The 25857-nt window shown below is 65.9% G+C and carries 24 protein-coding genes; 16 read left to right on the top strand and 8 right to left on the bottom strand.

The features are described 5' to 3' along the window. Window positions 1–101 precede the first annotated feature (101 nt). The 8 genes from cysT (at window position 102) to QX041_RS15055 (ending at window position 6785) form a co-directional block, all read left to right on the top strand. Window positions 102–938 (top strand): sulfate ABC transporter permease subunit CysT, encoded by an 837-nt coding sequence (gene cysT / locus QX041_RS15090; protein WP_315713861.1) that lies wholly within the window; start codon window positions 102–104, stop codon window positions 936–938. Window positions 939–946: 8 nt separating this feature from the next. After that, entirely contained in the window at window positions 947–1855 is a 909-nt protein-coding gene (gene cysW, locus QX041_RS15085) for a sulfate ABC transporter permease subunit CysW (protein ID WP_316165794.1), read from the top strand. Continuing rightward, complete coding sequence (locus QX041_RS15080) at window positions 1845–2882, top strand: sulfate ABC transporter ATP-binding protein (RefSeq protein ID WP_315713863.1); 1038 nt, start codon at window positions 1845–1847, stop codon at window positions 2880–2882. The genes cysW and QX041_RS15080 overlap by 11 nt, the downstream gene beginning before the upstream one ends. Window positions 2883–3245: 363 nt before the next feature. Beyond that, complete coding sequence (locus QX041_RS15075) at window positions 3246–3761, top strand: CAP domain-containing protein (RefSeq protein ID WP_315714371.1); 516 nt, start codon at window positions 3246–3248, stop codon at window positions 3759–3761. A 125-nt stretch (window positions 3762–3886) separates the two neighbouring features. Continuing rightward, window positions 3887–5062 carry a patatin-like phospholipase family protein gene (locus QX041_RS15070; RefSeq protein WP_316159343.1) on the top strand — a complete coding sequence of 392 codons (1176 nt, stop codon included), beginning with the start codon at window positions 3887–3889 and terminating at the stop codon, window positions 5060–5062. Window positions 5063–5066: 4 nt separating this feature from the next. After that, a complete protein-coding gene (locus tag QX041_RS15065) occupies window positions 5067–5858 on the top strand; it encodes a 3-hydroxybutyrate dehydrogenase (RefSeq protein ID WP_316165792.1) in 792 nt (263 codons plus the stop codon). A 113-nt stretch (window positions 5859–5971) separates the two neighbouring features. Next, window positions 5972–6223, top strand: a complete 252-nt coding sequence (locus QX041_RS15060; RefSeq protein WP_315713865.1) for a SemiSWEET transporter — start codon at window positions 5972–5974, stop codon at window positions 6221–6223. A 10-nt stretch (window positions 6224–6233) separates the two neighbouring features. Next, a complete protein-coding gene (locus QX041_RS15055; RefSeq protein ID WP_315713866.1) occupies window positions 6234–6785 on the top strand; it encodes an RNA 2'-phosphotransferase in 552 nt (183 codons plus the stop codon). A 28-nt stretch (window positions 6786–6813) separates the two neighbouring features. Here the strand turns inward: QX041_RS15055 and QX041_RS15050 are convergent, their stop codons facing one another. The 3 genes from QX041_RS15050 to QX041_RS15040 all read right to left on the bottom strand — a co-directional run bounded on the left by QX041_RS15050 (window position 6814) and on the right by QX041_RS15040 (window position 9977). Then, the gene (locus QX041_RS15050) at window positions 6814–7473 is read right to left on the bottom strand and encodes a L,D-transpeptidase (protein ID WP_315713867.1); all 660 of its coding nucleotides are present in this window, start codon (window positions 7471–7473) and stop codon (window positions 6814–6816) included. Window positions 7474–7648: 175 nt separating this feature from the next. Then, window positions 7649–9025 (bottom strand): lipopolysaccharide biosynthesis protein, encoded by a 1377-nt coding sequence (locus QX041_RS15045; RefSeq protein WP_316165791.1) that lies wholly within the window; start codon window positions 9023–9025, stop codon window positions 7649–7651. A gap of 112 nt (window positions 9026–9137) precedes the next feature. Beyond that, the gene (locus QX041_RS15040; RefSeq protein ID WP_315713869.1) at window positions 9138–9977 is read right to left on the bottom strand and encodes a protein-disulfide reductase DsbD domain-containing protein; all 840 of its coding nucleotides are present in this window, start codon (window positions 9975–9977) and stop codon (window positions 9138–9140) included. 136 nt (window positions 9978–10113) lie between these two features. Between QX041_RS15040 and QX041_RS15035 the strand changes: the two genes are divergently transcribed. Then, the gene (locus QX041_RS15035; RefSeq protein WP_315713870.1) at window positions 10114–10764 is read left to right on the top strand and encodes a YqgE/AlgH family protein; all 651 of its coding nucleotides are present in this window, start codon (window positions 10114–10116) and stop codon (window positions 10762–10764) included. Between the two features lie 237 nt (window positions 10765–11001). Here QX041_RS15035 and QX041_RS15030 read toward each other — a convergent pair whose 3' ends face one another. Continuing rightward, window positions 11002–11889: a TauD/TfdA family dioxygenase gene (locus QX041_RS15030; protein ID WP_316165790.1), complete on the bottom strand. Its 888-nt coding sequence runs from the start codon at window positions 11887–11889 to the stop codon at window positions 11002–11004. A gap of 125 nt (window positions 11890–12014) precedes the next feature. Next, window positions 12015–12794 carry an SDR family NAD(P)-dependent oxidoreductase gene (locus QX041_RS15025; RefSeq protein WP_315713872.1) on the bottom strand — a complete coding sequence of 260 codons (780 nt, stop codon included), beginning with the start codon at window positions 12792–12794 and terminating at the stop codon, window positions 12015–12017. Between the two features lie 136 nt (window positions 12795–12930). Here QX041_RS15025 and QX041_RS15020 point away from each other — a divergent pair, with 136 nt between their 5' ends. The 3 genes from QX041_RS15020 to QX041_RS15010 all read left to right on the top strand — a co-directional run bounded on the left by QX041_RS15020 (window position 12931) and on the right by QX041_RS15010 (window position 15375). Beyond that, window positions 12931–14073 carry a PQQ-dependent sugar dehydrogenase gene (locus QX041_RS15020; protein WP_315713873.1) on the top strand — a complete coding sequence of 381 codons (1143 nt, stop codon included), beginning with the start codon at window positions 12931–12933 and terminating at the stop codon, window positions 14071–14073. Between the two features lie 121 nt (window positions 14074–14194). Then, window positions 14195–14929: an SDR family oxidoreductase gene (locus QX041_RS15015; protein WP_316165787.1), complete on the top strand. Its 735-nt coding sequence runs from the start codon at window positions 14195–14197 to the stop codon at window positions 14927–14929. A gap of 74 nt (window positions 14930–15003) precedes the next feature. Then, entirely contained in the window at window positions 15004–15375 is a 372-nt protein-coding gene (locus tag QX041_RS15010) for a CsbD family protein (RefSeq protein WP_315713875.1), read from the top strand. 133 nt (window positions 15376–15508) lie between these two features. Here the strand turns inward: QX041_RS15010 and QX041_RS15005 are convergent, their stop codons facing one another. Both QX041_RS15005 and QX041_RS15000 read right to left on the bottom strand, forming a co-directional pair. Next, the gene (locus QX041_RS15005) at window positions 15509–17263 is read right to left on the bottom strand and encodes a DUF459 domain-containing protein (protein WP_315713876.1); all 1755 of its coding nucleotides are present in this window, start codon (window positions 17261–17263) and stop codon (window positions 15509–15511) included. 140 nt (window positions 17264–17403) lie between these two features. Beyond that, window positions 17404–18798, bottom strand: a complete 1395-nt coding sequence (locus tag QX041_RS15000; protein WP_315713877.1) for a lytic murein transglycosylase — start codon at window positions 18796–18798, stop codon at window positions 17404–17406. A gap of 218 nt (window positions 18799–19016) precedes the next feature. On the opposite strand from QX041_RS15000, the gene galU reads away from it, so the two are divergent. Continuing rightward, window positions 19017–19898 (top strand): UTP--glucose-1-phosphate uridylyltransferase GalU, encoded by an 882-nt coding sequence (gene galU / locus QX041_RS14995; RefSeq protein WP_315713878.1) that lies wholly within the window; start codon window positions 19017–19019, stop codon window positions 19896–19898. Window positions 19899–19944: 46 nt separating this feature from the next. Here galU and QX041_RS14990 read toward each other — a convergent pair whose 3' ends face one another. Then, window positions 19945–21453: a sensor domain-containing diguanylate cyclase gene (locus QX041_RS14990; RefSeq protein ID WP_315713879.1), complete on the bottom strand. Its 1509-nt coding sequence runs from the start codon at window positions 21451–21453 to the stop codon at window positions 19945–19947. A 143-nt stretch (window positions 21454–21596) separates the two neighbouring features. Here QX041_RS14990 and QX041_RS14985 point away from each other — a divergent pair, with 143 nt between their 5' ends. The 3 genes from QX041_RS14985 to QX041_RS14975 all read left to right on the top strand — a co-directional run bounded on the left by QX041_RS14985 (window position 21597) and on the right by QX041_RS14975 (window position 25827). Next, complete coding sequence (locus QX041_RS14985; protein ID WP_315713880.1) at window positions 21597–21854, top strand: hypothetical protein; 258 nt, start codon at window positions 21597–21599, stop codon at window positions 21852–21854. Window positions 21855–21973: 119 nt separating this feature from the next. Then, window positions 21974–23767 (top strand): peptide ABC transporter substrate-binding protein, encoded by a 1794-nt coding sequence (locus QX041_RS14980; RefSeq protein WP_316165786.1) that lies wholly within the window; start codon window positions 21974–21976, stop codon window positions 23765–23767. A gap of 266 nt (window positions 23768–24033) precedes the next feature. After that, window positions 24034–25827, top strand: coding sequence for a peptide ABC transporter substrate-binding protein (locus QX041_RS14975; protein ID WP_315713882.1), 1794 nt, complete (start codon window positions 24034–24036; stop codon window positions 25825–25827). Window positions 25828–25857: the final 30 nt, after the last annotated feature.

The following is a 25857-nucleotide window of genomic DNA, read 5'->3' as shown; positions in this document are numbered from 1 at the left end:
GTCCCCGGTCTCGATTGCCGAGACGAGGCTGGGGGCGGCGGGCGTACACCACAATCGATTCAAGCCCATCGACACCGATCATCAACGGACCAGGCCTTTTTTTGAACGTACTTGCACCACGTCGCAGCACCTTGCCAGGCTTTGGTCTCACCATGGGGCTGACGCTGACCTGGCTGTCGCTGATCGTCCTGATTCCACTGGCGGGACTGTTCGTTCGCTCGACCGATCTCAGCCTGGAGCAGTTCTGGGGCATCGTCACCAGCCGTCGCACCTTGAGCGCGCTGAAGATCTCGTTCGGGCTCGCCTTCGCCGCCGCCTGCGTCAATCTGGTGATGGGCACCATCGTCGTCTGGGCGCTGGTGCGCTACCGCTTTCCCGGGCGCCGCCTGTTCGACGCCATCGTCGACGTGCCGTTCGCGCTGCCGACGGCAGTGGCGGGCGTGGCGTTGACGGCGCTGTTCGCACAGAAGGGCTGGCTCGGCGCGCCGCTCGCCGCAATGGGCATCAAGGTGGCGTTCACGCCGCTCGGCATCTTCGTTGCGATGATCTTCATCGGCATCCCCTTTGTCGTCCGCACCGTGCAGCCGGTGCTGATCGATCTCGATCCGGAGATCGAGGAGGCGGCAGCGAGCCTCGGCGCCGGCCGCTGGCAGATCGTGGCCCGCGTGATCCTGCCGAGCCTGACGCCGGCGCTGCTCACCGGCTTCGCACTCGCTTTTGCGCGCGCGGTCGGCGAGTACGGATCGGTGATCTTCATCGCCGGCAATCTGCCGAACGTCTCCGAGATCGCGCCGCTGCTGATCGTGATCCGGCTGTCCGAATTCCGCTACGCCGATGCCACCGCGATCGCGGTGGTGATGCTGGTCGTGGCGTTCCTGATCATCTTTGCCGTGAACCGGTTGCAGCGCTGGGCGCAGAGCCGGGCGCCCTTGAACTAGGACCCGACATGAGCGTGGAGATGACCCTGCAGGCGCCATCCGTGGCATCGTCCGCGGCCAGCCCGCACGTCGCGCAGGCCGGCCGCCCCGATCCGCGCACCGAGCCGCGCCTGGTCCGCATCGTCATCACGACGCTGGCGTTGGCGTTCCTGTCGGTGTTCGTGGTGCTGCCGCTGATCGTCGTGTTCGTGGAAGCGTTCGGCAAGGGCATCGCGGCCTATTTCACCGCGCTTGCCGACGCCGAGGCGTGGGCCGCGATCCGCCTGACGCTGCTGGTGGCGCTGGTCTCGGTCGGAACCAATCTCGTGTTCGGCCTGTGCGCCGCCTGGGCGATCGCCAAGTTCGACTTTCCGGGCAAGACGTTCCTGATCACCCTGATCGATCTGCCGTTCTCGGTGAGCCCGGTGATATCGGGCCTCGTGTTCGTGCTGCTGTTCGGCGCGCAGGGGTTCTTCGGCCCGTGGATGCAGAGCCATGGCCTGCAGATCCTGTTCGCCTTTCCCGGCATCGCGTTGGCGACCGTGTTCGTGACCTTCCCGTTCGTGGCGCGCGCGCTGATCCCGCTGATGCAGGAGCAGGGCACGCAGGAGGAGGAGGCGGCGATCTCGCTCGGCGCGTCCGGCCTGCAGACGTTCTTCCGCGTCACGCTGCCGAACATCAAGTGGGGCGTGCTGTATGGCGTGCTGCTCTGCAACGCGCGCGCGATGGGCGAGTTCGGCGCCGTCTCGGTCGTGTCCGGCCATATCCGCGGCGAGACCAATACGATGCCGCTGCTGGTCGAGATCCTCTACAACGAATACCAGATGGTCGCCTCGTTCGCGATCGCCTCGCTCTTGGCGATGCTCGCGCTGATCACGCTGGTCGTCAAAACCGTCCTCGAACGGCAACTCGATGAGGGAGGTCCGCGTGACCATTGAAGTCAGGGGTGTCGTCAAGACGTTCGGCACGTTCAAGGCCCTCGACGGCGTCGATCTCAAGGTCGCCGACGGCGAATTGCTGGCGCTGCTGGGCCCGTCCGGGTCGGGCAAGACGACCTTGCTGCGGATCATCGCCGGGCTGGAGTGGCCCGATTCCGGCGAGATCCTGTTCGACGGCGAGAGCGCGCTCGATCGCGGCGCGCGCGAGCGTCACGTCGGCTTCGTGTTTCAGCACTACGCGCTGTTCCGGCACATGAACGTGTTCGAGAACGTCGCCTTTGGCCTGCGCGTGCAGCCGCGCCGCATCCGCAAGAGCGAGGCTGAGATCCGCGCGCGCGTGAAGGAGCTGCTCGACCTCGTCCAGCTCGACTGGCTCGCCGATCGCTATCCGAGCCAGCTCTCCGGCGGCCAGCGCCAGCGCATCGCGCTGGCGCGCGCGCTCGCCATCCAGCCGCGCATCCTCCTGCTCGACGAGCCGTTCGGCGCGCTCGACGCCAAGGTGCGCAAGGAGCTGCGGCAATGGCTGCGCACCCTGCATCACTCGATCAACGTCACCTCGATCTTCGTGACGCATGATCAGGAGGAGGCACTCGAGGTCGCGCACCGCGTCGTGGTGATGGACAAGGGCCGCATCGAGCAGGTCGGCTCGCCGAGCGACGTTTACGACAGTCCGGCGACGGCCTTCGTGCACGGCTTCATCGGCGAATCGATCATGCTGCCGGTGGAGATCTCCGGCGGCGCCGTGCATCTGAACGGGCGGCCGCTGGACCTGGCTGCAGAGGGCGTGGCCGCGGGCGCCTCGACCTTGTTCGTGCGCCGGCACGACATGCTGATCGGCTCCGCGGACAGCGGCACGCTGCACGGCGCCGTCACCCACGTCCGCAGCTTCGGCCCAGTGCAGCGCGCCGAGATCGCGCTGACTGAAGGCTCGACCATCGAGATCGACGCCCCCCGCGACCGCGAGCTCCGGATCGGCGACCGCATCGGCCTGAAGCCGCGGCATTATCGGATTTTCGCGGCCGGGTAGGGGCTGCTCGGGCTCGTCCCGGCTCTCTGCCAAACATGCGGTGTCGTCCCGGACAAGCCCGGCAACGCGAAAGCGTTGGCGGGCGCTGATCCGGGACCCATGCGCCGTGAAGCTTGCTTGAGGCACGCCGGAGCGGCATCGGGTCTCACCACGACCGCTGCGGAGTAAGGTCCCGGCTCAAGGCCAGGACGACACCGAGGGCGTCGTGCCGTTCCTGGCTTGACCGAACTGCTCCTATGGTTGACGAACGGTTGCCGGCAGGAATGGCCGCAATTGTCGCGACGGAACTTACCGCCGATTCACCTTTCAGCCACGGTTGATGTGCAACAACCCGCCTCTCGCATCGGCATAGGGATTGGTTCATTGAAGCGTCTGGCTCTCGCTCTCTCCATTGCATTCCTGCTCGCCGGCTGTGCGGCCGAGACGCCGGTCGTGCAGGCGCCGACCATGTATGCCGATATGGCGGTCGCGGGCGCCAAGCTCGATGCGGTGGCTGCGGCGACGATGATCTCGCAATACCGCCAGAACAACGGGCTCGGCACGGTCGAGGTCGACCCCGAGCTGATGCGGCTGGCGGAATCGCAGTCGCAGGCGATGGCCGACAAGAACAAGCTCGATCATGACGTGCGCGCCCCGCTGGCGAAGCGCCTGACGGGTGCCGGCTATGACGCTGTCGTCGCGGTCGAGAACGTGTCGGCCGGTTATCATACGCTGGCGGAAGCGTTTTCCGGCTGGCGTGACTCGCCGCCGCATCGCGCCAACATGCTCAAGAGCGGTGTCACAAAAATAGGCATCGCAGCGAGCTATGCTCCGAACACCAAGTACAAAGTGTTCTGGACCATGATCCTGGCCGCGCCGGACGGCAAGAAGCCCTCCTGACAGGCTGGGCTGCCGCCGCCCTGCGCAGGCCGCGTGCGAGTCAGGCCGGCCTAGCCCTTGGGGTGGATTGACGTCACCGCGAAGTGACGCCACGGTGGCGCCTTGCTTTGCTAATGACCGCGGTAATGACGCAACATCCATTTCCCCCGCTGCCTGCAACCCCCGCCGAATCGCAACGCGTGCTCGTCCTGCAGGGCGGCGGCGCGCTCGGCTCCTATCAGGCCGGCGCCTATCAGGCACTGTGCCATTTCGATTTCGAACCGGAATGGGTCGCCGGTATCTCGATCGGCGCCATCAATGCCGCGATCATCGCCGGCAACGACCGGGAGAAACGCATTGGCCGTCTCAAGGAATTTTGGGAGATGGTATCGTCGCCGGTGCCGTGGAAGCCGCTGCTCAATGGCGATCATCACCGCTCGGCCTTCAACGAAGTCAGCGCCGGGCTGATCGCGGCGTTCGGCGTGCCCGGCTTCTTCACGCCGCGCTTCCCACCGGCGCCGCTGTGGCCGTCAGGCACGCTGCAATCGGTCAGCTATTACGACACCGCGCCGCTCAAGCGGACCCTGGAACGGCTGGTCGATTTCGACCGCATCAACGATCTGAAGACGCGGCTCTCCGTCGGAGCCGTCGGCGTCACCACCGGCAACTTCACCTATTTCGACAATGTCGAATTCAGGAAGCAGGGCAAGCGGATCGGGCCCGAGCACATCATGGCGTCGGGCGCGCTGCCGCCCGGCTTCCCGCCGGTCGAGATCGACGGCGAGCACTATTGGGACGGCGGCATCGCCTCCAACACGCCGCTGGACTACGTGCTCGATACCGAGACCGATCGTGATCTGCTGATCTTCCAGGTCGATCTGTTCTCCGCGCGCGGCGATCTGCCGCGGACGCTGCTGGAGGCCGCCGAGCGCGAGAAGGACATCCGCTATTCCAGCCGGACGCGGATGAACACCGACAAGAACCGCATGATCCACAACACGCGCAAGGCGCTGCGCGAGCTCTATGCCAAGCTGCCCGACGAGCTGCGCAACGATCCCTCGCTCGAGATCCTGTGCAAGGCGGCGCAGGAAAACACCGTCACGGTGGTGCACCTGATCTATCGCAGCAAGAACTACGAGACGTCCTCCAAGGACTACGATTTTTCCCATGTCGCGATGGTCGAGCATTGGGAAGCGGGCGTGCGCGATGTCCACCAGTCGATGCGCCACAAGGACTGGCTGGAGCGGCCGCAGTCCGGCGAGACCATGGTCACCTACGATCTCACGCAGGACGGCAGTCTCGCTGCCGCCAAGAAGGAGTGAAGCAATGACGACGAATCTGAAGGGCAAGACCGCGGTCGTAACCGGCTCGACCAGCGGCATCGGGCTGGCCTATGCGCGCGCCTTCGCGTCCGCCGGCGCGAACATCGTGCTCAACGGTTTCGGCGCGCCAGCCGACATCGAGAAGGAGCGTGCGGCGATCGAGAGCGACTTCAAGGTCAAGGCCGTGCACTCGCCGGCCGACATGAGCAAGCCGGCCGAGATCGCCGGCATGATCGCGCTCGGCGAGACCACGTTCGGCTCGGTCGACATCCTCGTCAACAATGCCGGCATCCAGTTCGTCTCGCCGGTCGAAGACTTCCCGCCGGAGAAGTGGGAGCAGATCATCGCGATCAACCTGTCGTCCGCGTTCTACGGCATCCGTGCCGCCGTTCCCGGCATGAAGAAGCGCGGCTGGGGCCGCATCATCAACACGGCGTCCGCGCATTCGCTGGTCGCCTCGCCGTTCAAGTCGGCCTATGTCTCGGCCAAGCACGGCATCGCCGGCCTCACCAAGACCGTGGCGCTCGAGCTCGCGACCTTCAAGATCACCTGCAACTGCATCTCGCCGGGCTATGTGTGGACGCCGCTGGTGGAGAAGCAGATTCCGGACACCATGAAGGCGCGCAACCTCACCAAGGAACAGGTCATCAACGACGTGCTGCTCGCGGCGCAGCCGACCAAGGAGTTCGTGACCTCCGAGCAGGTCGCGGCGCTGGCGCTGTTCCTGTGCGGCGACGATGCGGCGCAGATCACCGGCGCCAACCTCTCGATCGACGGCGGTTGGACGGCGGCGTAACGATCGCAGGGAGCGCTGAACAAGGCACCAGTTTCGCGCCGGGGCGGGTTTCGCTTCGGCGCGGTCCATTCTACAAGCGTGCGTTTCCACGACCAGCGCACGGACCCTCGACCTTGCTGACCACGATCATCGGCCTCGGCGCCGCCATCTGCACCACGAGCTCGTTCCTGCCGCAGGTCATCAAGGCCTGGCGGTCGCGCTCGACCCATGACATCTCGATGGGCATGTTCGTGCTGCAGACCACCGGCAACTCGATGTGGCTGCTCTACGGCGCGCTGATCAGCGACCTGCCGCTGGTCGTCGCCAACGCGATCACGCTCGGCCTGGTGGCCGCGATCCTCGGCCTGAAGCTGCGCTACGGCTAGGATGCAGACGATGGCCTTCGATCCGGTCCGCTTGAGCAAGTTCCTCAGTCTCGTGCTGCGCCACCAGCCAGATACAATCGGCTTGGTGCTGGATGGGCAGGGCTGGGCGATCATCGATGATCTGATCGCGCGCGCGGCGGCGGCGGGGACCGTCCTCAGCCGGGCCGATCTGGAGCAGGTGGTCGCGACCAGCGACAAGAAGCGCTTCACGGTCTCGCAGGACGGGCAGCGCATTCGGGCGGCGCAGGGACATTCGGTGGCGGTGGAACTCGGCTTGACCCCGCGCGAGCCGCCCGCCGTGCTGTATCACGGAACGGCGACGCGCTTCGTCGAAGCGATCATGGCAGAAGGCTTGAGGCCGCAGTCACGCCAGCAGGTGCATCTGTCTTTGGATGAGGCGACGGCCGTCAATGTCGGGCGCCGGCACGGCGAGCCCATCGTGCTGCGCGTCGATGCCGCAGCGATGCATCGGGATCGCTTGAAGTTCTTCGTTGCGGACAACGGCGTCTGGCTGACCGACCACGTGCCTCCGGAGTACCTGAGCGTCGACCCCGCGCCGTAACCCGCGCGCGTCGCAGAACGTCGCGATATCAGCTGCGGCGGGCGAATACGTTCGCGGTGGTGGACGCGACGCTCTGGCCCGGCGGCAGCACGACCACGGTCGATCCGAGCTGGACGTGGTTGTAGAGGTCGGCGACGTCGGTATTGGTCATGCGGATGCAGCCCGACGAGATCGCCTGGCCGATATATTCGGGCTGGTTGGTGCCGTGGATGCGGTACAGGGTGTCCTTGTTGCCCTCGTACAGATAGATGGCGCGGGCGCCGAGCGGATTCGCCGGGCCGCCGGCGACGCGCTTCGGATACGGCCCGAGGCGCGCCTGGATGTCGGCGGTGGGAACCCAGTCCGGCCATTCCGCGAGCTTGCCGACGGTGGCGACGCCGGAGAAGGCCATCGCCTCTTCGCCGACGGCGACGCCGTAGCGGATCGCCTTGCGGTCGGGCAGCACGTAGTACAGGAAGCGCGCATCGGTATCGACGACGATCGTGCCCGGCTGTTCCTGCCGGGTGTAGTCGACCATGTGGCGCTGGAACTGTTGCGGGATCTGCGCCTCGGCATAGGGCGCGTGCGCCAGCAACTGACGGTCGCGGGGCGTCAACGCCGCGTCTGACGTCGGCGACAGCGTCGCTTCCATGCAGCCGGCCAGCATCACGGTTCCGGCCAGCGATAGTGCGACCCCCAGTCTCGACATCTCATTCTCCCCCAGCGCGCATTCAAATCATGTGCCCGGAGGATCGCGCCAATATCAAGGCGTTGCACCCAACACTTGCGTGATCGCCGGGCGAGACGAGGCGTGGCGGCGCGACGCTCGCAGTTCCGCCAAGGCGAGGCCAAGATGACGCAACAGATGCGTCAATATGGTTTCCTCAAGATGCCTTGCCGAAGGCGAGGACATGCAGCCCGAGCCGCTGCTTGACGATCCGGAACAGCAGCACGGTCTCGAAGGCCAGCGACAGCGAGGTCGCCGCCGCGGCGCCGTGGCCGCCGAACTGCGGCACCAGCAGGATGCAGAGCACGAGGTTCATGACGAAGGCCGCCGCATAGGCCATGGCGCAGGCGCGCTGCTGGCCCAGCATGTTGAGCAGCCGCTCCACCGGTCCGATCGCGGCGCGTACGACGAGCCCGATTGCGGCGATGAACATGATGTCGTAGCCGGCGGTGAACTGTGCGCCGAACAGAAACAGCAGCGGCTTGCCGAGCGCGAGCAGCACCAGCGTCGCCGCGAGCGACGGCCAGAACGTCCACTTGATCGCATGCGCGACATAGGCCGACAGCCGCGCCTTGTCGCCGAGCGCGTGGTATTCGGCGAAGCGATGCGCCGTCGTCGCCGACATCGCGTAGTGGATGAACGACACCAGCGCGAGCGTCTTCACCACCGCGAAATAGATGCCGACCTCCTCGGAAGAGCGGAATTGCTGCAGCACCAGCACGTCGGTGTAGGACAGCAGCAGATAGAAGCTCTCGACCAAGAGGATCGGCAGCGAGATCGCGAGCCAGCCGCGGAGATCATATTGTTTGGGACCTGGCTCGACGTGGCGGCGGAGCCGGTTGTTCAGCACCAGCATCTGGCCGAGCATCGCAAGCCACACCGCTGCCGCGCTCGCGGCCATCGCAGCGGTGGCGCCGAGATCGAGATCGAGCACGAAGGCGCCGGCCGTGAAGCCGATGATCAGCGTCTGGCGGATGATGAATTGCGGCATCAGGCCGAGCGTCATCCAGTCGTGCGAGCGGGCGATGCCGTCCTGGGTGTTGGCGACGACGAAGGCTGGCAAGGTGAGGCAGCCGATGTAGAGCGGCATGCGCTCGCCGGCGTCGATCCAGGGCGACAGCAGCGCGATCAGGCCGGCGAGCAGCAGCGCCGCAGCGGTGGACGTCGCCAGCGTCAGCCAGCGTCCGCCGGAGAGGAAGCCGCGCAGCAGCGCCTGCTGGCCCGCGGTGCGGTAGTCCGGAATGATCTTCTGCGCCGAGGAGGCGATGCCGACATCCAGCATGCTGCCGAGCAGCAGCACCCAGGTCCAGACATAGACATAGGTGCCGTAGTCCGAGCCACCCATCCAGCGCGCGAGCAGGATCTGGCTGAGATAGGCGAGGCCCGCGCTGAGCACGCGGATCAGGAAGATGGTGCCGGCCAGGCGGCGCGTCAGCGATGCCTCGCCGCTGCCGCCGAGCGCGGCCAGGCGCGCCTTCAGGCGGGCCGCGAGGCCGGTCGATGCGGGGGCGTTGCGGGCATCCATCACGGCCACGGCGGGGTCCGGCTCCACGGCCGCGCGGATGGCGGCGATGGTGCTTCCCTATCAACGCAACGTTAAGATTGAGTTGGGCCGGCGCCGCGCCGGTCGCGCGGCGCTACAGCCGTCACGGCAGAGTGAAGTTGAACTCGTAAGACTTGTCGGGGCCGACCAGCGTGAATTTCAGGGCCGCGCCGTCCGGCTTCACGCCCGGCGGAACGCCGTCGAGCTCGAAGGCGAAGCGCTTGATGCCCGGCATGCCGCTGTCGCGCACGGTCGGGATCGGCAGTGCCCAGTCAGGCGTCGGCCCCTCGACATAGAGCTGGACACCGCGCGGATCGGCGACGGCGACGTCGACGACGACGTCCTTCGGGCCGTCGCGCTTGACGTCGCGGATCGTCAAGGGAATGGCGTCGCCGACAGTGGCCGGCTTCGGCACCGTGTCGAGGGCCGCCGAGAGCGCCGTATCCTCGGTGCTGGCGACGCTGGTGAAGGCGAGCTCGGCCTTTGCCTCGACGGGAATGCAGATCTTCTCGCAGACCGCGTAGCTGACGTCGGCGCGCAGGGTCATCGGCTTGTCGGGGTTCTTGGCGACGATGCGCAGCGGCAGCACGACCTGATCATGATAGCCGAGCGAGTGTCCGCCGGCGCCGTCGTCGAACTTTGTCGGCGCGGGCCACAGAACCGTCACCGCTTCGACGTTCTCCGACTTGGAAAAGTCGAACCGCGGCGGCACGCCTGAATCGCCGGGCGTTCGCCAATAGGTCTTCCATCCCGGCTGCAGCGCGAAGGCGATGCCGCCCAGCATGACCGGACCGCTGCGCGAGCCCGCGAGCAGGCGCACCGCGGAGTGGCTGTCGCGCTGCCAGGGCGAGGAATCCTGCGCCTGCGCGCCGAACGCAAGGCAGGATGATACGACGGTCGCGACGAGCAGTGTGGCAGAGTGGTGAGGAACCAAGGCGGACATGAGACGTCTTTAGAGTGCGGTTCGGGCGCAAACCATTGAAATGCTTGTGAGCAGATTTCCTCGCGAGGACCTGAACCTTGATTGACAGATGCGCATCCCAATATCAGGATATCGATGATCATGAGAGTCCTTGCGGATGAATCCTGAGGCAAAAAGGCTGGGCGACATTCGCCGCAAAGTGACAGGGATCGGGGATCACACCTCTCACGGTGGTTACCTCGACGGTCAGCTGCTGGTTGCGATGCCCGTGATGGGCGATTCCCGTTTCGAGCGCTCGGTGATCTATCTCTGCGCGCATTCGGCCGAGGGCGCCATGGGTATCATGGTGAACCGGCCGGCGGGCAGCATCGACTTCCCTCAGCTCCTGATGCAACTGAATATCATCGAGAAGAGCGATCAGATCAGCCTGCCCGACAGCGCCGAGACGATGAAGGTGCTGAGCGGCGGCCCGGTCGATACCGGGCGCGGCTTCGTGCTGCATTCGAGCGACTACTTCATCGCCAACGCGACCTTGAAGATCAACGACGGCGTCTGCCTGACGACGACGATCGACATCCTCAAGGCGATCGCCAAGGGCGACGGTCCGAAGCACGCCATCCTCGCCCTCGGCTATGCCGGCTGGCGCGCCGGCCAGTTGGAGGAAGAGATCCAGGACAATGGCTGGCTGCATTGCGACGCCGATCCGGAGCTGATCTTCGGCGACAATGTCGACGCCAAATACGATCTTGCGCTGCGCAAGATCGGCATCGATCCCGGCATGCTGTCCAACGCCGCCGGGCACGCATAGGCCTTATTGTCCGGTTGGAGCCCCCGCGCTCGCTGGGATCAGAGAAGGCTCAATGGGGCGCTCTGCCTCTCCGCCGTCATTGCGAGCGCAGCGACTTGTCCGCCGAAGCTTGGAGAGCGTAGGCGGAAGCAATCCAGAATGTCCACCGCGGATGCAGTCTGGATTGCCTCTGCGCTTCGCTCCTCGCAATGACGACATGGAGAGGGATGAGGCCGCGCATCTCTGCTGAAGGCCGAACTACTCCGCCGCCTGCTGCGCCACCGTCGGTTCGGTGCCGGCCACCGTGGCCCGGCGCATGTCGCGCGGTTGCGACTGATCGTAGCGGCGCACGCGATGCATGGTCTGCCTGTTGTCCCACATGATCAGGTCGTGCAGCGTCCATTTGTGGACGTAGACGAACTCGGGCCGCGTGGCATGCTCGGTGAGGTCGCGCAGCAGCAGCCGGCCTTCCGGCATGCTCATGCCGATGATGGCGCCGGCATGCGATGACAGATAGAGCGACTTGCGGCCATGGGCAGGATGAGTCCGGACCAGCCGCTGCCTGACCGGCTTGAACATCTCCTTCTCCTCGTCCGTGTAGTCGAGGAAGCCGAGCGCGCCGCGCGAATACATCAGCGAATGTTCGCAGACGAGATCCTCGATCTCGGCCTTGGTCTCCTGGTCGAGCGCGTCGTAGGCGGCGCGCATGTCGGCGAATTCGGTGTTGCCGCCCTTCGGGTTCACGATCCGCGCCGAGAGGATCGAGTATTTCGCCGGGATCGGCCGGAACGAGCTGTCGGAGTGCCACAGGCAGTTGCCGAGATTGAACAGATGCGTGCGATGGTCTGATGGCAGCGGCTTGCCATCCTTGCCGAGATTGGAGACGTCGTTGAGGCCGGTGGTGAGGCGGTAATCCTCCTTCTTGGTGACGGTGCCGCCGCGCGCCTGCTCGCGGTCGCCGAAGCTGAGCGCGAAGGCGAGCTGCTGCTCGTCGGTGACGTCCTGATTGTGAAATACGAGAACGGCGTAGTGATCGATCGCGGCCTGCAACTGCGCGACCTCGTCCCGAGCGAGAGGCTTTCGCAGATCGACACCGGATACTTCGCCGACGAAATGCCGATGCAGCTGCCGGATGGCGATCGCCATGGTGTCCTCATCAGGGCGGACTCCTGTCCGCTTCTTCTGATAGAAGAGGCTACGCCGGCGATGCGCGAAGTCAACGCAAGGCGCGGATCGCCGACCGCACGGCTGTCATGCCGACGCGTCAGACGTCATGCATTGCGGGCCATCAGCCCGCCGTCCACCGGGATCACCGCTCCGGTGAGGAACGACGCGGCCGGCAGGCACAGGCTCAAGGTCATGTGCGCGACTTCTTCGGGATCGCCGTAGCGGCCAAGCGCGGTGCGGCGCCGTGCATAGACCGCCTTCTGCTCATCTGGAATGCGCGCGGTCATCGCCGTGGTGATCGGGCCCGGACAGATGCAGTTGACGGTGATGCGATCGCGGCCGAGCTCGACCGCGAGCGAGCGCGTCAATCCGGTCACCCCGGCCTTTGCAGCCGAATAGGCGCTGTGCCGCGCGGTTGCGCCGAGCGCCTCGGTCGAAGCGATGTTGACGATGCGCGGGCTGTTCGAGCGGCGCAGATGCGGCAGCGCGGCACGGATGACGCGCTGCTGCGCCGTCAGCATGATGGCAAGCCCTCTTGCCCAGGCCTCGTCGTAGGCTTCGTCGTCGATCGCGACATGCACCGAGATGCCGGCATTGTTGACGATGACGTCGAGCCCGCCGAAATGCGTCGCAGCATCGCCGACGACGGCCGCGATGGCGTTGCGGTCGACGAGGTCGAGCCGCCAGGCGCGCGCCGTTCCGCCGCTGGCCTCGATGTCTGCCGCCACCGCGCGGGCCGCGTCCTCATCGACATCGGTGACTGCGACCCTGGCGCCTTCATCGGCGAACACGCGCGCGGTCGCGCGCCCCATCCCCGACGCGGCGCCGGTGATCAGGACGGTCAATCCCTTGACCGAGCGGCTGAGTTGCCTGTGCTGGTGCATATTTGCGGCTCACGGAAAAATGCGGATCGCATGCTCGCCGTCGGGATTATCACTGATCGGACGCATTCGGTAGGCACCGATCCGGCATGGCCGAATTCTCGTTGCCGACGACACGGATCAACAAACCGGAGTGATCATGGTGCTCTCCACGACCTTCCTGCGCCTGGCATTGGTGATGGGACTCGTTGCGACCACGGCCGCGCGAGCCGAGAGCATCAATGCCGGCGATCGCAAGGCAAGCGCCGTGCGCCCGTTCGAGGCGCGGAGCGTTGCCGAGTTCGATACGCCCTGGGCCATCGCCTTCCTGCCGGATGGGCGGATGCTGGTCACGGAGAAGCCAGGCCGGATCTTTCTCGTCACGCAAGGTGGGCAGAAGATCCAGATCGGCAACGTGCCTGCCGTCGCGGCGCGCGGACAGAACGGCCTCCTGGACATTGCGGTGTCGCCGAGCTTCGCGACGACGTCGCAGATCTATCTCACCTACACCGAGCCGAGCAGCGAAGGCAGCCGGCTCGTCCTGACCCGTGCCGTGTTGTCGGTTTCGAATGACAACGCCACGCTGACCGACCCCACCGTCATCTGGCGCCAGACGCCCGCCGGCGGCGGCGGGCAGCCCGGCGGCATCATCGCGTTCGATCCGTCGGGAACGCATCTGTTCCTGACGGTCGGCGACCGCATGCAGCCGAACAGCGCCCAGGATCCACGTCAGGCGCGCGGCAAGGTGCTCAGGCTCGATCTCGACGGCGCGACTCCGTCGGACAATCCCATGGCCGAGGACAAGGGCGTGCCGGCCCAGACGTGGACCACCGGCCACCGCAATCCCTACGGGCTCGCCTTCGCATCAGATGGCAAGCTCTGGCTGCACGAGATGGGACCACGCGGCGGCGACGAACTGAACCTGATCGAGCCGGGCAAGAACTACGGCTGGCCGCTGGTGTCGAACGGCGACAATTACAACGGCACGCCGATCCCGCGGCATGCGACGCGGCCCGACCTCGCGCCGCCGCCGCTCTATTGGGATCCTGTGATCGCGCCGGCCGGCCTGGTCTTCTATGATGGTCCGATGTTTCCGCAATGGAAGGGATCGGCGCTGATCGGAGGCTTGCGGGTGCACGCGCTGGTCCGCGTTGCCTTCCGGACCGATGGTCAGCCTGACGAGGCCGAGCGCTGGGACATGGGCGAGCGCATCCGCGACGTCGCCGTGGCGCCGGACGGCGCCGTCTGGGTCATCGAGGACGACTCGCCCGGCCGCCTGCTGCGGCTGACACCGATGAAGTAGCTGCGCAGCAGCATTGATGCGAAGGCGCCGATGCCGGGGTCGCCACAGCCCGCGATGCCGTTGACAGGGCCTGCGCCGATCCCCACACCATCCGACAAACAACAAGAGAAGGAGTGGGGAGATGAACGCGCTCGATTTCACGGGACGCTCGGTGCTGGTGATCGGCGGATCGAGCGGCATCGGCAACGGCATCGCGCAGGCGTTTTGCGCGCAGGGCGCGCGCGTCGACGTCAGCGGCACGCGGGCGAGCGCCGCCGATTATGCCGAAGGTGAGGGCTCCGATCTCGCAGGGGTGAACTACCATCAGCTCGATGTGAGCGATCCCGGCGCGATCGAGAGCTTCGCGCCGCGGCTCGATCGGCTCGATGTGCTGGTGCTGGCGCAGGGCGCGGTATTGTACCGGCGCGGCGAATTCGCCATGGAGGGCTTTCGCAAGGTGGTCGAGGTCAACCTCATCAGCCTGATGGCCTGTGCGACGAAATTTCACGGCCTGCTGCGCGATGCCAGGGGCGCGCTCATCATCGTCTCGTCGACCGCGGCCTATCATTCGACCATGGGCAATCCGGCCTACAACGCCTCGAAAACCGGCGCGATGGGATTGACGCGAACCCTGGCCGAGGCGTGGGCGGAAGACGGCATCCGCGTCAACGGGATCGCGCCCGGGCTCGTCGACACCAAGATGACCAAGGTGACGACCGCCAATCCGAAGCGCCTCGAGGGCGCGCTGCAGCGCATTCCGCTGCGGCGGCTGGGGACGCCGCAGGACATGGCCGGTGCGGCGCTGTTCCTGGCCTCGCCGCTGTCGTCCTACATCATCGGCCAGACCCTCGTCGTCGACGGCGGCCTGATTTTGTAGTCGTCCGGAACCTGCGCCGTGCTGGCCGGTTAGCAGGCCAGCAATCCCGCACAATGCAGAGAAGGAGAGCGGCAATGGATCAGGATCGGCTGACCGGTACGGCCAAGGATGTCGCAGGCAAGATCGAAGGCGGCGTCGGCGAGATGTTGGGCGACAAGAGCACGCAGGCGTCGGGGCGTGCGCGCGAGGCCTCGGGCGTCGTGCAGAACATGTATGGCCAGGCCAAGGACGCGGCGCGCGAGGCCGGCGATGCGGCGATGGATTTCGCCAAGGATACGTTCGGCAACGGCTCCGAGACGCTGCGTGACGGCACGCAGGCGCTGACCAAGCGGGTTCAGGACAATCCGATGGGCGCGCTGCTGGTCGCCGGCGGCATCGGCTTCCTGCTGGCGATGCTGATGCGCTCGCCGAGCCGGCCGCAGCCGCCGCAGCGCTGGCGCTACTGAGCCTGCAAAGACCCGCTGACGATCAGATGACAATCAGCCCGCATTCGCTCTCGAATGCGGGCCGATTTGTCATTGGCACCTTGGTCCGGAATGATCCGCGTCGATCGCCCTCAGCGCCGAAATGTGGTCACGATCAGCGGCCCTGGGTCTCCAGCGATGCTGCCGAGCGGCCGACCAATCCTGGCGGCCGCGGCGGCGCGTTCGGATTGCGCGCGGCGGGCGGCCGCGCCGGCTGCTGTTGCTGCTGAGGCGCGCCGAAGCCGAAAAACTCACGAACGCCCTGATTCGGCTGCGGCGTTTGGGCTGGCGGCTGCTGGGTGGGCGCCCCCGGCGTGGTCAGCCGCCTTTGCCGCGGCTGCGGCGACACCGGCCCAGGTGCTGCCGGCGTCGCTTCCGCCGGCGAAGTCGCTGCCATCGGCGCTTCGGGCCGGGTCGGCTCCTTCGGCGGCTCCTTGGCCTGCTCACGGCCGACCTCGCGGCGAGGCCAGACGAAATCGTCGGCGCGGCCGGCCGGCGGGCTCAGCGCCTCGCCCTTGACCAGGGTTCGGGCCGCCAGCGCGTCGATCGCCGCAGGTCGGGAGCCGGGGCCGCCCAGCAACTGATCGGTGCCGACGGATGACGCCACCAGCGGCAGGATCGGGCCGGCGACTGGCCGCGGCGCCGGCTGGCCCGGTACGGCATTGGCGTCCGGCGTGGCCGGCTCGTTCGGCAGCTCGAGCGGCGCGGAACGGGCCGCGAGCAGCCGGTTGATCTCACGCTCGGCATAATGGGCGAGCTTGCGCGCGCCCGGCTTGGTGAAATAGACGCCGTCATAGGAGCGCAGCTGGCGGATCTGGCCCTCGAAGTCCGGACCTTTCTGCAGGAAGCGGCCGGCCTCGTCGACGAAGCCGTCCCAGACATCGACATAGGTGATGCCGGCCTTGCCGGCGGCATCGCGATACAGCGAGTCGAGGAACAGCGTGTCCGCCGTCCCCTTGGGACCGCGAACCGCGGGCAGGCCGACCCAGAGCACGGGCACGCCCTTGCTCTTGGCGATCGCGATCATCTCCTCGATCTTCTTCGTATACAGCTCGACCCAGCGCTCGTCCCGGAACTCGTAGAGGCCGCCCGGCGAGCGGGCGGCCTTCTCCGGTGCCGCGACCGCAGGCGTGTCGTTGTCGGCCTCGTCCTGCGGCAGATCGGTATCGGCAGCCTTGTCGTCGGGCTTGGCCGCCGTGTCGGCCTTGCCATCCGGCTTGGCTTCGCCCGGCTTGGCCTCACCGGGCTTTGTCTCACCAGGCTTTGTCTCACCAGGCTTGGCCTTGGCATCCTTCTTGGCCTTGTCGCCCTTCTTGTCGTCGGTCTTCTCGATCGCGGGCTCGCGCAGCGAGATGCGGTCGTTGAGGCCGAGCATGATGACGATGGCGTCGGCGCGTTCGGTCGCCAGGATACCCTTGGCGGCGGCGGCCCAGTCGGCCGGCTCGCCCCTGGGCTGATACTTGATGAGGCCCGACGTGGTCCGGATCCTGCGGGTCACGCCCATGTCGGGCTGCTCGGCATAGGCCTCTTCCAGGCCATAGGCGAGCCAGTCGGCCATGGCGTCGCCGAGCACCAGCACGTAGCGGTCCGGCGCGCCATCACGCTTCTCCGGCGGCGGCGCCTTGGAATAGTCTTGGATCACCCTCTTCGGCTGTTGCTGCGGGAACGGAGCGAAGAATTCGCCGCCGAACCAACCTCCGCCACCTCCACCGCCGCGCGGTGCCGGGCGGGGCGAAGCGAACGGGTTGAAGTTGAAGAACTGGGCCGAGGCGGGACCGGCGATGCCGACGAGCATGGCGATGACGACCGCCAGCACGACCAGCGGGCCGGGCTCGTTCAACAGCTTGAGGATGGACTTCAGCTTTGACATGCGCACCCGTCGCGCGGCGTGATCGTGACGATTCATATAATAGGACGCGAATCAGGCCGCAAACGGGCATTCACCGGATGGTGTTGACGGCGCCGGTAATCGCCCCAGAAGGTTACCGGCAGGGCAGATTGGGGCTGCGATCAGCGCGTCCGCAGCCGTTCGAGCACATCCGAGGTGGCAAATCCGTCCGCCGGCGCCCCGATCGAGGCCTGGAAGTTCCGCAGCGCCTCGCGCGTCTGGCCGCCGAACTGGCCGTCCGGCGTTCCGCGGTAAAATCCGCGCTCGGCGAGCAATTGCTGCAGCTCGAGCCGCTCGCCGCGCGACAGCGTTCGCTCCTCGCGCGGCCAGGCCTGAACGAACGGCGGTGCGCCGCGGAGGCGGTCGGCGAAGTGTCCGATCGCCAGCGCATAGGCTTCCGCAGGGTTGTATTTCATGATGACGCGGAAGTTCTGCAGCATCAGGAAGCCGGGGCCCTGGGCGCCGGCCGGCGCCAGCAGATAGGCCTTTTCGGCGCCAGTCGGGAACGGCTGACCGTTGGCCCGCCGCAGGCCGAGCTGTTCCCACTGGGCGAAGCTCATGCTCTTGGCGCGGTCGGCGAGCATGTAGTTGAAGCCCTGGGGCACCACGACCTCGTAGCCCCAGCTCTGGCCGCTCTGCCAGCCGTCCTTCTTCAGATTGTTGGCGGTGGAGGCGATCAGGTCGGCCGGATTGTCGACGACGTCGCGGCGGCCGTCACCATCGGCATCGACGGCGAAGCGCTTGAACGCGGTCGGCATGAACTGGGTCGGGCCGAAGGCGCCTGCCCAGGAGCCGCGCAACTGCTCGGGGCGCAAATCGCCGCGATTGAGGATTTCCAGGGCGGAGAGGAACTCATCCTTGAAATAGGCCTGGCGGCGGCCGATGCAGGCGAGCGTCGCGGTCGACTGCAGCACGCTACGGTCGCCGATCTGGGTCGAGTAGTTGGACTCGATGCCCCAGATCGAAGCGACGATGTAGCGGTCGACGCCATAGGTACGCTCGGCCGCATCGAACTGCGGCTTGTACTTCGCCAGCACCTCGCGGCCCTTCGCCAGCCGGTTGTCGTTCACCAGGATGTCGAGATAGTCCCAGATCGATTTGGTGAATTCGGGCTGCGCGTCGAGCAGGTCCATGATGCGCAGGTCCGGCGACAGGCCGGCGGTAAAGCGCTGGAAATTGTCCTGCGTGATGTTGCGTCGTGCGGCATCTGGCCACATGCCGGCGACGCAATTGTCGAAATTGCCGGCGGCTTCGCGGATCGCCGCCGCCGTCATCAGCGGATGGCCGGAGGCGCCGTCCTGGCCGCTCCACGGCTGCGGCCCGCCGGCGGCAGGGGGCTGGTTGGGGGCGGGGTCGCCCTTCGTCAGGGTGCCCGTGAACAGGCCGTCGAGAAAGTTCAGCGGCCCGCCTGAGGATTGCGCGACAGCGGAACCAGACACCACCGTCAACGCCGTGACCAGAACCGCCGCGCCAGCACCGGCCTTCAGAGCTGTCAGCATCACGTTCCGTCGCATCATGTCTCGATCCAGATCGCATGGAAGATCGGCCTCCACGAGGCCCGGTCCTGCTTAACGGGAGATTAACAAGGTTAACGATTTCCGCAGCGAAATTTAGCCGTTCGGTCCGTGTCGAGCGGAACACTGGACCAACATCCGCCTTTGTTCTCGGCTGCAAACGAGCTACCTAAAATGCGATCGATTTCGCATTCATATCGCCACAAGGTCTAGTCATCCCCATGAAGATCCGCAAAGCCGTTTTTCCGGTCGCCGGTCTCGGCACCCGCGTCCTGCCCGCCACCAAGGCGATGCCGAAGGAAATGCTGACGATCGTCGACAAGCCGCTCATCCAATACGTCTTCGACGAAGCCAAGGAGGCGGGCATCGAGCATTTCGTGTTCGTGACCGGGCGAAACAAGACCGCGATCGAGGATCATTTCGACCGCATGTACGAGCTCGACGCGACGCTCGCGGCGCGCGGCAAGAAGACCGAGATGGAAATCCTCGCGCGCGACCAGCCGGAGGCCGGCGCGGTCAGCTTCACCCGCCAGCAGGCGCCGCTCGGGCTCGGCCATGCCGTGTGGTGCGCGCGCGACATCGTCGGTGACGAGCCGTTCGCGGTGGTGCTGCCCGACGAGCTGGTGCTGAACGCGCCGGGGTGCCTGGCGCAGATGATTGCTGCCGCCAGCAAGCTGCCGGAAAAGAGCAACGTGCTCGCCGTGCAGGAGGTGCCGGCCGATCAGACCCATCAATACGGCATCTGCGGCGTCGGCAAGCGCGACGGCAAGATGTTCGAGGTCGACGGCATGGTCGAGAAGCCGGCCAAGGGCACCGCGCCGTCGAACTTCTCGATCACCGGGCGCTACATCCTGCAGCCGGAGATCTTCCAGATCCTCGCGACGCAGGAGCGCGGCGCCGGCGGCGAGATCCAGCTCACCGACGCGATGATCGGTCTGTCGAAGACGCAGAAATTCTACGGCGTGGACTTCGACGGCGAGCGGCATGATTGCGGCTCGAAGTCCGGCTTCCTGAGGGCCAACATCGCCTTCGCCATGGCGCGAGCCGACCTGCGCGATGGCCTGCGCGCGGACATGAAGCGCTATCTCGAAGGCAAGGGCTGAGGCCAAGCCGGCGCGAAATGCCGCGCCTTCGAGGCGGTTGGCGGCATCACGCCGCCAGCGAAGCCGCGGGTGACGGATGACGCACCGCTGCGCTGGCGCAGCGGTTACGGCCCGCGGCCTTGGCCATGTACAGGGCGCGGTCGGCGGCATTGAGCAGGCCGGTCCAGTCCGTGTCGCGCGACGGCGTGACGCTGGCGGCGCCGATGCTGATCGAGGTGGTGCACGCTTCTCCCGCCCACAGCTTGACCTTGCTGCGGATCGTCTCCGCGACGCGCAGCGCATCCGCTTCCGAGGTCCCCGGCAGCAGCACCGCGAACTCCTCGCCGCCATAACGCGCGGCGCAGTCGCCGGCGCGCCGCACCGAATCGGAGATGCACACGGCGATGCCGACCAGCACCTGATCGCCGGCCTGGTGCCCATGGGTGTCGTTGTAGCTCTTGAAGTGATCGGCATCGATCATCAGCAGCCCCAGCGGCGCGCCGGCGCGCTGCGCCCGCCGCCATTCGAGTTCGATGGTCTCGTCGAACTTGCGCCGATTCTTCAGGCCCGTCAGCGGATCCGTGGTCGCGAGCTGCTCCAGTCTGGATTCGACCTTCGCCCGGAGCTGGATCTCGCGCGCGGCGACCTGCGTCGCGGCCAGGACGAACACGATCAGCGCCAGCATCATCGCCCCGATCTCTGCAGCCTCATGGCGCCAGTATGCATAGACGCTGTCCCACGACTTGCTGGCGATCACGACCAGCGGCTCATTGGCATTGCGCCAGACCAGCAGCCGCGGCAGATCGTCCAGCGCGCCATAGCTGCTCGACCAGCCGGCCGGCTCGGTGAGCGCGCGGGTCACGGCCGGCGCCCGCGCCAGGTTGCGCCCGATCGCGCCGGTATCGAACGGCGCGCTGACGATGACGGTGCCGTCGCGCCGGAGCACGGTGATGTTGTCGCCCGCCCCGAGCGTGAGCCTTGCGAACAGGTCGCGGAAATAGCCGATGCGGATCGAGCCGGCGACGACGCCGGCGAAGCGTCCGTCCGGCGTCGAGATGCGGCGGCTGAGAACGATGGAATATTGGCCATGATGCTGAGCGGGCCGCCCGACATAGAGCCCGGTGTCGGGCCGGTCGCGATGCACCTGGAAGAAATCGGCGTCGCTGCGGTCCTCCGGCAGCGGGTCGAGCGTCGACGACTCGAGCGACAGCCGCCCGCGGGCATCAAAGACTTGGATGGTGCCGAAATTCTTCGCGGTGGACGAACGGTCGAACAGGATCAATTGGCGGACGTGCTTGCTGACCTCGTTGATTTCGGGCAGCAACATGTTGCTGGCCACCGCCCGCAGCGAGAGATCGTAGAGCTCGACGGTGCGGCTGATGTCGGCGCCGATGCTGGCGGCCATGTTCTCCAGCGCCTGCCGGGCGCGGACTTCCTCGCTCCGGCGCAGGTCGATCATGACGCTGGCGCAGATGGCGGAGAAACCGATGATGGTCGAGATGGAGCAGGTGATCAGCGTGCGCGCCGAAAGCCGCCAAGGCTGCGTCGCCCGGCCCGTTCGGCGTGTCCAGCGCATCGGATCGTCCCGTCCCCCGTGGAGTCCCGTCCGTAGACTGACGGATAAAGCCGAAGTAACGCATGTTAGGTTAACGAGTCGTTGCGTTCGCCGCGCCTGTCGTCAAGGCGGCCGCACACGCGCTGGTACGATGGAGTCGAGACTTGCCGGACTATGATGCGCTTCGAGACTATCTCAAGCGGCAGACCCGCCCCGAGCTGGTGCTCAGCCTCGACGAGATCGAGGAGCTGATCGGCGACGGCCTGCCGCGCGCCGCGCAGCGCGCCTCGTGGTGGGACAGCCTGCGAAGTCCGCAGGAGAAGATGCCGCAGCGCGAGGCCTGCCTGGCGGCGGGCTATGTCGCGACCCGGCTGCCCGATGGCAAGGGCGTCCGCTTCCGCAAGCTGAAGCCGGAGCGCTGAGCTGTATCCGTGTCCGCGGCACTGGAGCTGTGTCCTGATTTTCCGGCGGTGCGGCAGTGTGGTTGAGCTTTCAGGGCGCGATCGAGCCCGCATTGTGACTGAGGATATGGGAGGCGGACATGAACGAGCAGGACCTGCGCCACGAGATCGCCGCGGTCAAGGACGGGCGGCTGTCGCGCCGCGACTTCGTGCAGCGGATGCTGGCGGCCGGACTGACGGCGCCGCTGGTCGGCATGATGCTGGCGCATTCGGGAGTGGCAATGGCTGCGCAGGAATTCCCCTACAAGCCGACCAAGGCGGGCGGCGGCGGCGCGCTGAAGCTCCTGTTCTGGCAGGCGCCAACCCTGCTCAATCCGCATTTCGCCATCGGCTCCAAGGACCAGGAATCCGCGCGCGCCTTCTACGAGCCGCTGGCCGGCTGGGACGCCGACGGCAATCTCGTCCCGGTGCTGGCGAGCGAGATTCCCAGCGTGGCCAACGGCACCGTCGCGGCCGACGGCACCTGGGTCATCTGGAAGCTCAAGCAGGGCGTGAAGTGGCACGACGGCCAGCCGTTCACTGCCGACGATGTGATCTTCAACTGGCAATATGCCACCAATACCGAGACGTCCGCAGTCACCATCGGCGACTACAAGGACATCAAGACGATCGAGAAGATCGACGACCACACCGTTCGCCTCGTGTTCAGCCAGCCGACGCCGCAATGGTTCACGCCGTTCGTCGGCGGCCGCGGTGCCATCATTCCGAAGCATCTGTTCGGCGACTACATCGGCGCCAAGTCGCGCGAGGCGCCGAACAATCTCAAGCCGGTCGGAACCGGCGCCTATCTGTTCGTCGACTTCAAGCCGGGCGACATACTGACCGGCAAGCTCAATCCCGACTACCACGTTCCGAACCGGCCGTATTTCGACACGCTCGAGATCAAGGGCGGCGGCGACGCGGTATCGGCGGCACGCGCGGTGCTGCAGACCGGCGAATATGACTACGCCTGGAATCTGCAGGTCGAGGACGAGATCCTGGTCAAGCTGGAGACCGGCGGGACCGGGGTCGCCGAGATCGTGCCGACCGGTAATCTCGAATTCATCCTGCTCAATGCCACCGATCCCAATGTCGAGGTCGACGGCGAGCGCTCGAGCCTCAAGACCAAGCACCCGCTGTTCTCGGACCCGGCGGTGCGCGAGGCCATCAACCTCCTGATCGATCGCACCTCGATCCAGAAATTCGTCTATGGCCGCGGCGGCATCGCCACGGCGAACTGCGTCAACAATCCCGCGCGCTATCGCTCGCCCAACACGCGCTTCGAGTTCAACATCGACAAGGCGAACGAGATCCTGGAGAACGCCGGCTGGAAGAAGGGGGCGAGCGGAATTCGGGAGAAGGACGGCAAGCCGCTGAAGCTCGTCTTCCAGACCTCCACCAACGGGCCGCGGCAGAAGAACCAGACGATCGTCAAACAGGCCTGCCAGAAGGCCGGCATCGAGCTCGAGCTGAAGTCGGTGGTGGGTTCGGTGTTCTTCTCCAGCGACGTCGCCAATCCCGACACCTACACGCACTTCTATTGCGACATGGAAATGCTGATGATCACGATGGCGTCGCCGGAGCCGCAGGCCTTCATGACCCAGTACGTGTCGTGGGAAGCGGCCAGCAAGGCCAATAAATGGCAGGGCCGCAACGTCTCGCGCTGGCAGAGCAAGGAATATGACGATCTCTACAACGAACTCACGCGCGAGCTCGATCCGGTGAAGCGCGCAGCGCTCTATATCAAGCTCAACGACACGGTCTGCGCCGGCCGCCATGTGCTGCCGGAGCTCAACCGTCCGCGCGTCAGCGGCATCCGCAAGGGTTTGCAGACCCATTCCTCGGGATGGGACAACGATCTCTGGCAGTTGCCGAACTGGTATCGAGAGAGCTGAGCGCTGATCGCGGCGTTCGCGCCGAGGCAGTACCTCCCGGCGCGAGCGACCGTCGCGAGCGACGTAGTTCCATTTTCCGGGATGTGACTCGCAGTCAATCTTTCCGCATCTGCGAAGTGCGACAATCGATCCGTTCTTTATTGCGGAATTGGCCCGGATTCTGCTTTGACAGTCGCTTCGAAGGCTGATCCAATTTTATGCAGTTCCCGATCGATCCAGGACGGGGACGCGTTTTTGGCATTCAGCACCACCTTTGGAGTCGATGGATGAACGAGCGTGACCTCCGTAGCCAGATCGCTGATGTCAAAGCAGGACGCCTGTCACGGCGCGAATTTGTGCAGCGGATGATTGCCGTGGGGCTGACCGCGCCGATGGCTGGCGCGATGCTCTCCTACTCAGGCGCCGCGGTCGCTGCTGATGCCATCCCCTACAAGCCGACCAAGGCCGGTGGCGGCGGTCCGCTCAAGCTGCTGCTCTGGCAGGCGCCGACGCTGCTCAATCCGCATTTCGCCATCGGCACCAAGGACCAGGAGGCCAGCCGCCTGTTCTACGAACCGCTGGCCGGATGGGACAAGGACGGCAATCTGGTGCCGATTCTCGCGGCCGAGATTCCGAGCAAGGAGAATGGCGGTCTTGCCGCCGACGGCATGTCGGTGACCTGGAAGCTGAAGAAGGGCGTCAAATGGCACGACGGCAAGCCGTTCACCGCCGACGACGTCATCTTCAACTGGGAATACGCCAACAACCCCGAGACCTCGGCGGTCTCGATCGGCAGCTACAAGAACGTCAAGTCGATCGAGAAGATCGACGATCTGACCGTGAAGCTGGTCTTTCCGCAGCCGACGCCGTTCTGGGCCGATGCCTTCGTCGCCTCGTTCGGCTGCATCATCCCCAAGCATCACTTTGCGGATTATATCGGGGCGAAGTCGCGCGAGGCGCCGGCGAACCTGAAGCCGGTCGGTACCGGTCCCTACATGTTCGTGGACTTCAAGCCGGGCGACACCGTCGCCGGCAAGCGCTTTCCGGACTATCACGTGCCGACGCAGCCCTATTTCGACACGGTCGAGATCAAGGGCGGCGGCGACGCGGTCTCCGCTGCGCGCGCAGTGCTGCAGACCGGTGAATACGATTACGCCTACAATCTGCAGGTCGAGGACGAGATCCTGACCAAGCTCGAGGCGGGCGGCCAGGGCAAGACCGAGCTGACGCTGACCGGCAACATCGAGTATATCGGCCTCAACGTCACCGATCCCAATGTCGAGGTCGACGGCGAGCGCGCCAGCCTGAAGACCAAGCACCCGCTGTTCTCCGATCCCGAGGTGCGCAAGGCGATCAATCTCCTGATCGACCGTGCGTCGGTGCAGAAGTTCATCTATGGACGCGCCGGCGTCGCGACGCCCAACTTTCTCAACAACCCCGAGCGCTTCCGCTCCAAGAACAATACTTTCGAGTTCTCGATCGAGAAGGCCAACCAGATCCTCGACGCCGCCGGCTGGAAGAAGGGCGCCTCCGGCATCCGCGAGAAGGACGGCAAGCCGCTCAAATTCGTGTTCCAGACCTCGATCAACGGCCCGCGCCAGAAGAATCAGGCGATCATCAAGCAGGCGTTCCAGAAGGCCGGCATCGAGGTCGAGCTGAAGTCGGTGGTCGCGTCGGTGTTCTTCTCCTCGGACGTCGCGAACCCCGACACCTACTCGCATTTCTACTGCGATATGCAGATGTATCAGACCACGATGCCGCAGGCGGATCCGCAGTTCTTCATGAACCAGTTCGTGTCCACCGAGGCCGCGACCAAGGAGAACAAGTGGCAGGGCCGCAACATCTGCCGCTGGCAGAACAAGGAGTATGACGAGACCTACATGCTGGCCCAGAGCGAGCTCGATCCGGTCAAGCGCGCCGCGCTGTTCATCAAGCTCAACGATCTCGTCGTGCGTGACAACTACGTCCTGCCGGAGATCAACCGGCTCAATGCGATCGGCGTGAAGAACGGCATGGTGCTGTACAAGAGCGGCTGGGACAACGATCTGGCGTTCATCGCCACCTGGTATCGGGCGAGCTGACGCGCGGCCAGCATGACCAGCCAGACATTG

Source organism: Bradyrhizobium sp. SZCCHNRI2009 (assembly GCF_032485115.1).
Taxonomy (GTDB): domain Bacteria; phylum Pseudomonadota; class Alphaproteobacteria; order Rhizobiales; family Xanthobacteraceae; genus Bradyrhizobium.
Note: the sequence above shows the minus strand (reverse complement) of the source record. Positions and strands in the feature narration are given on the sequence as shown.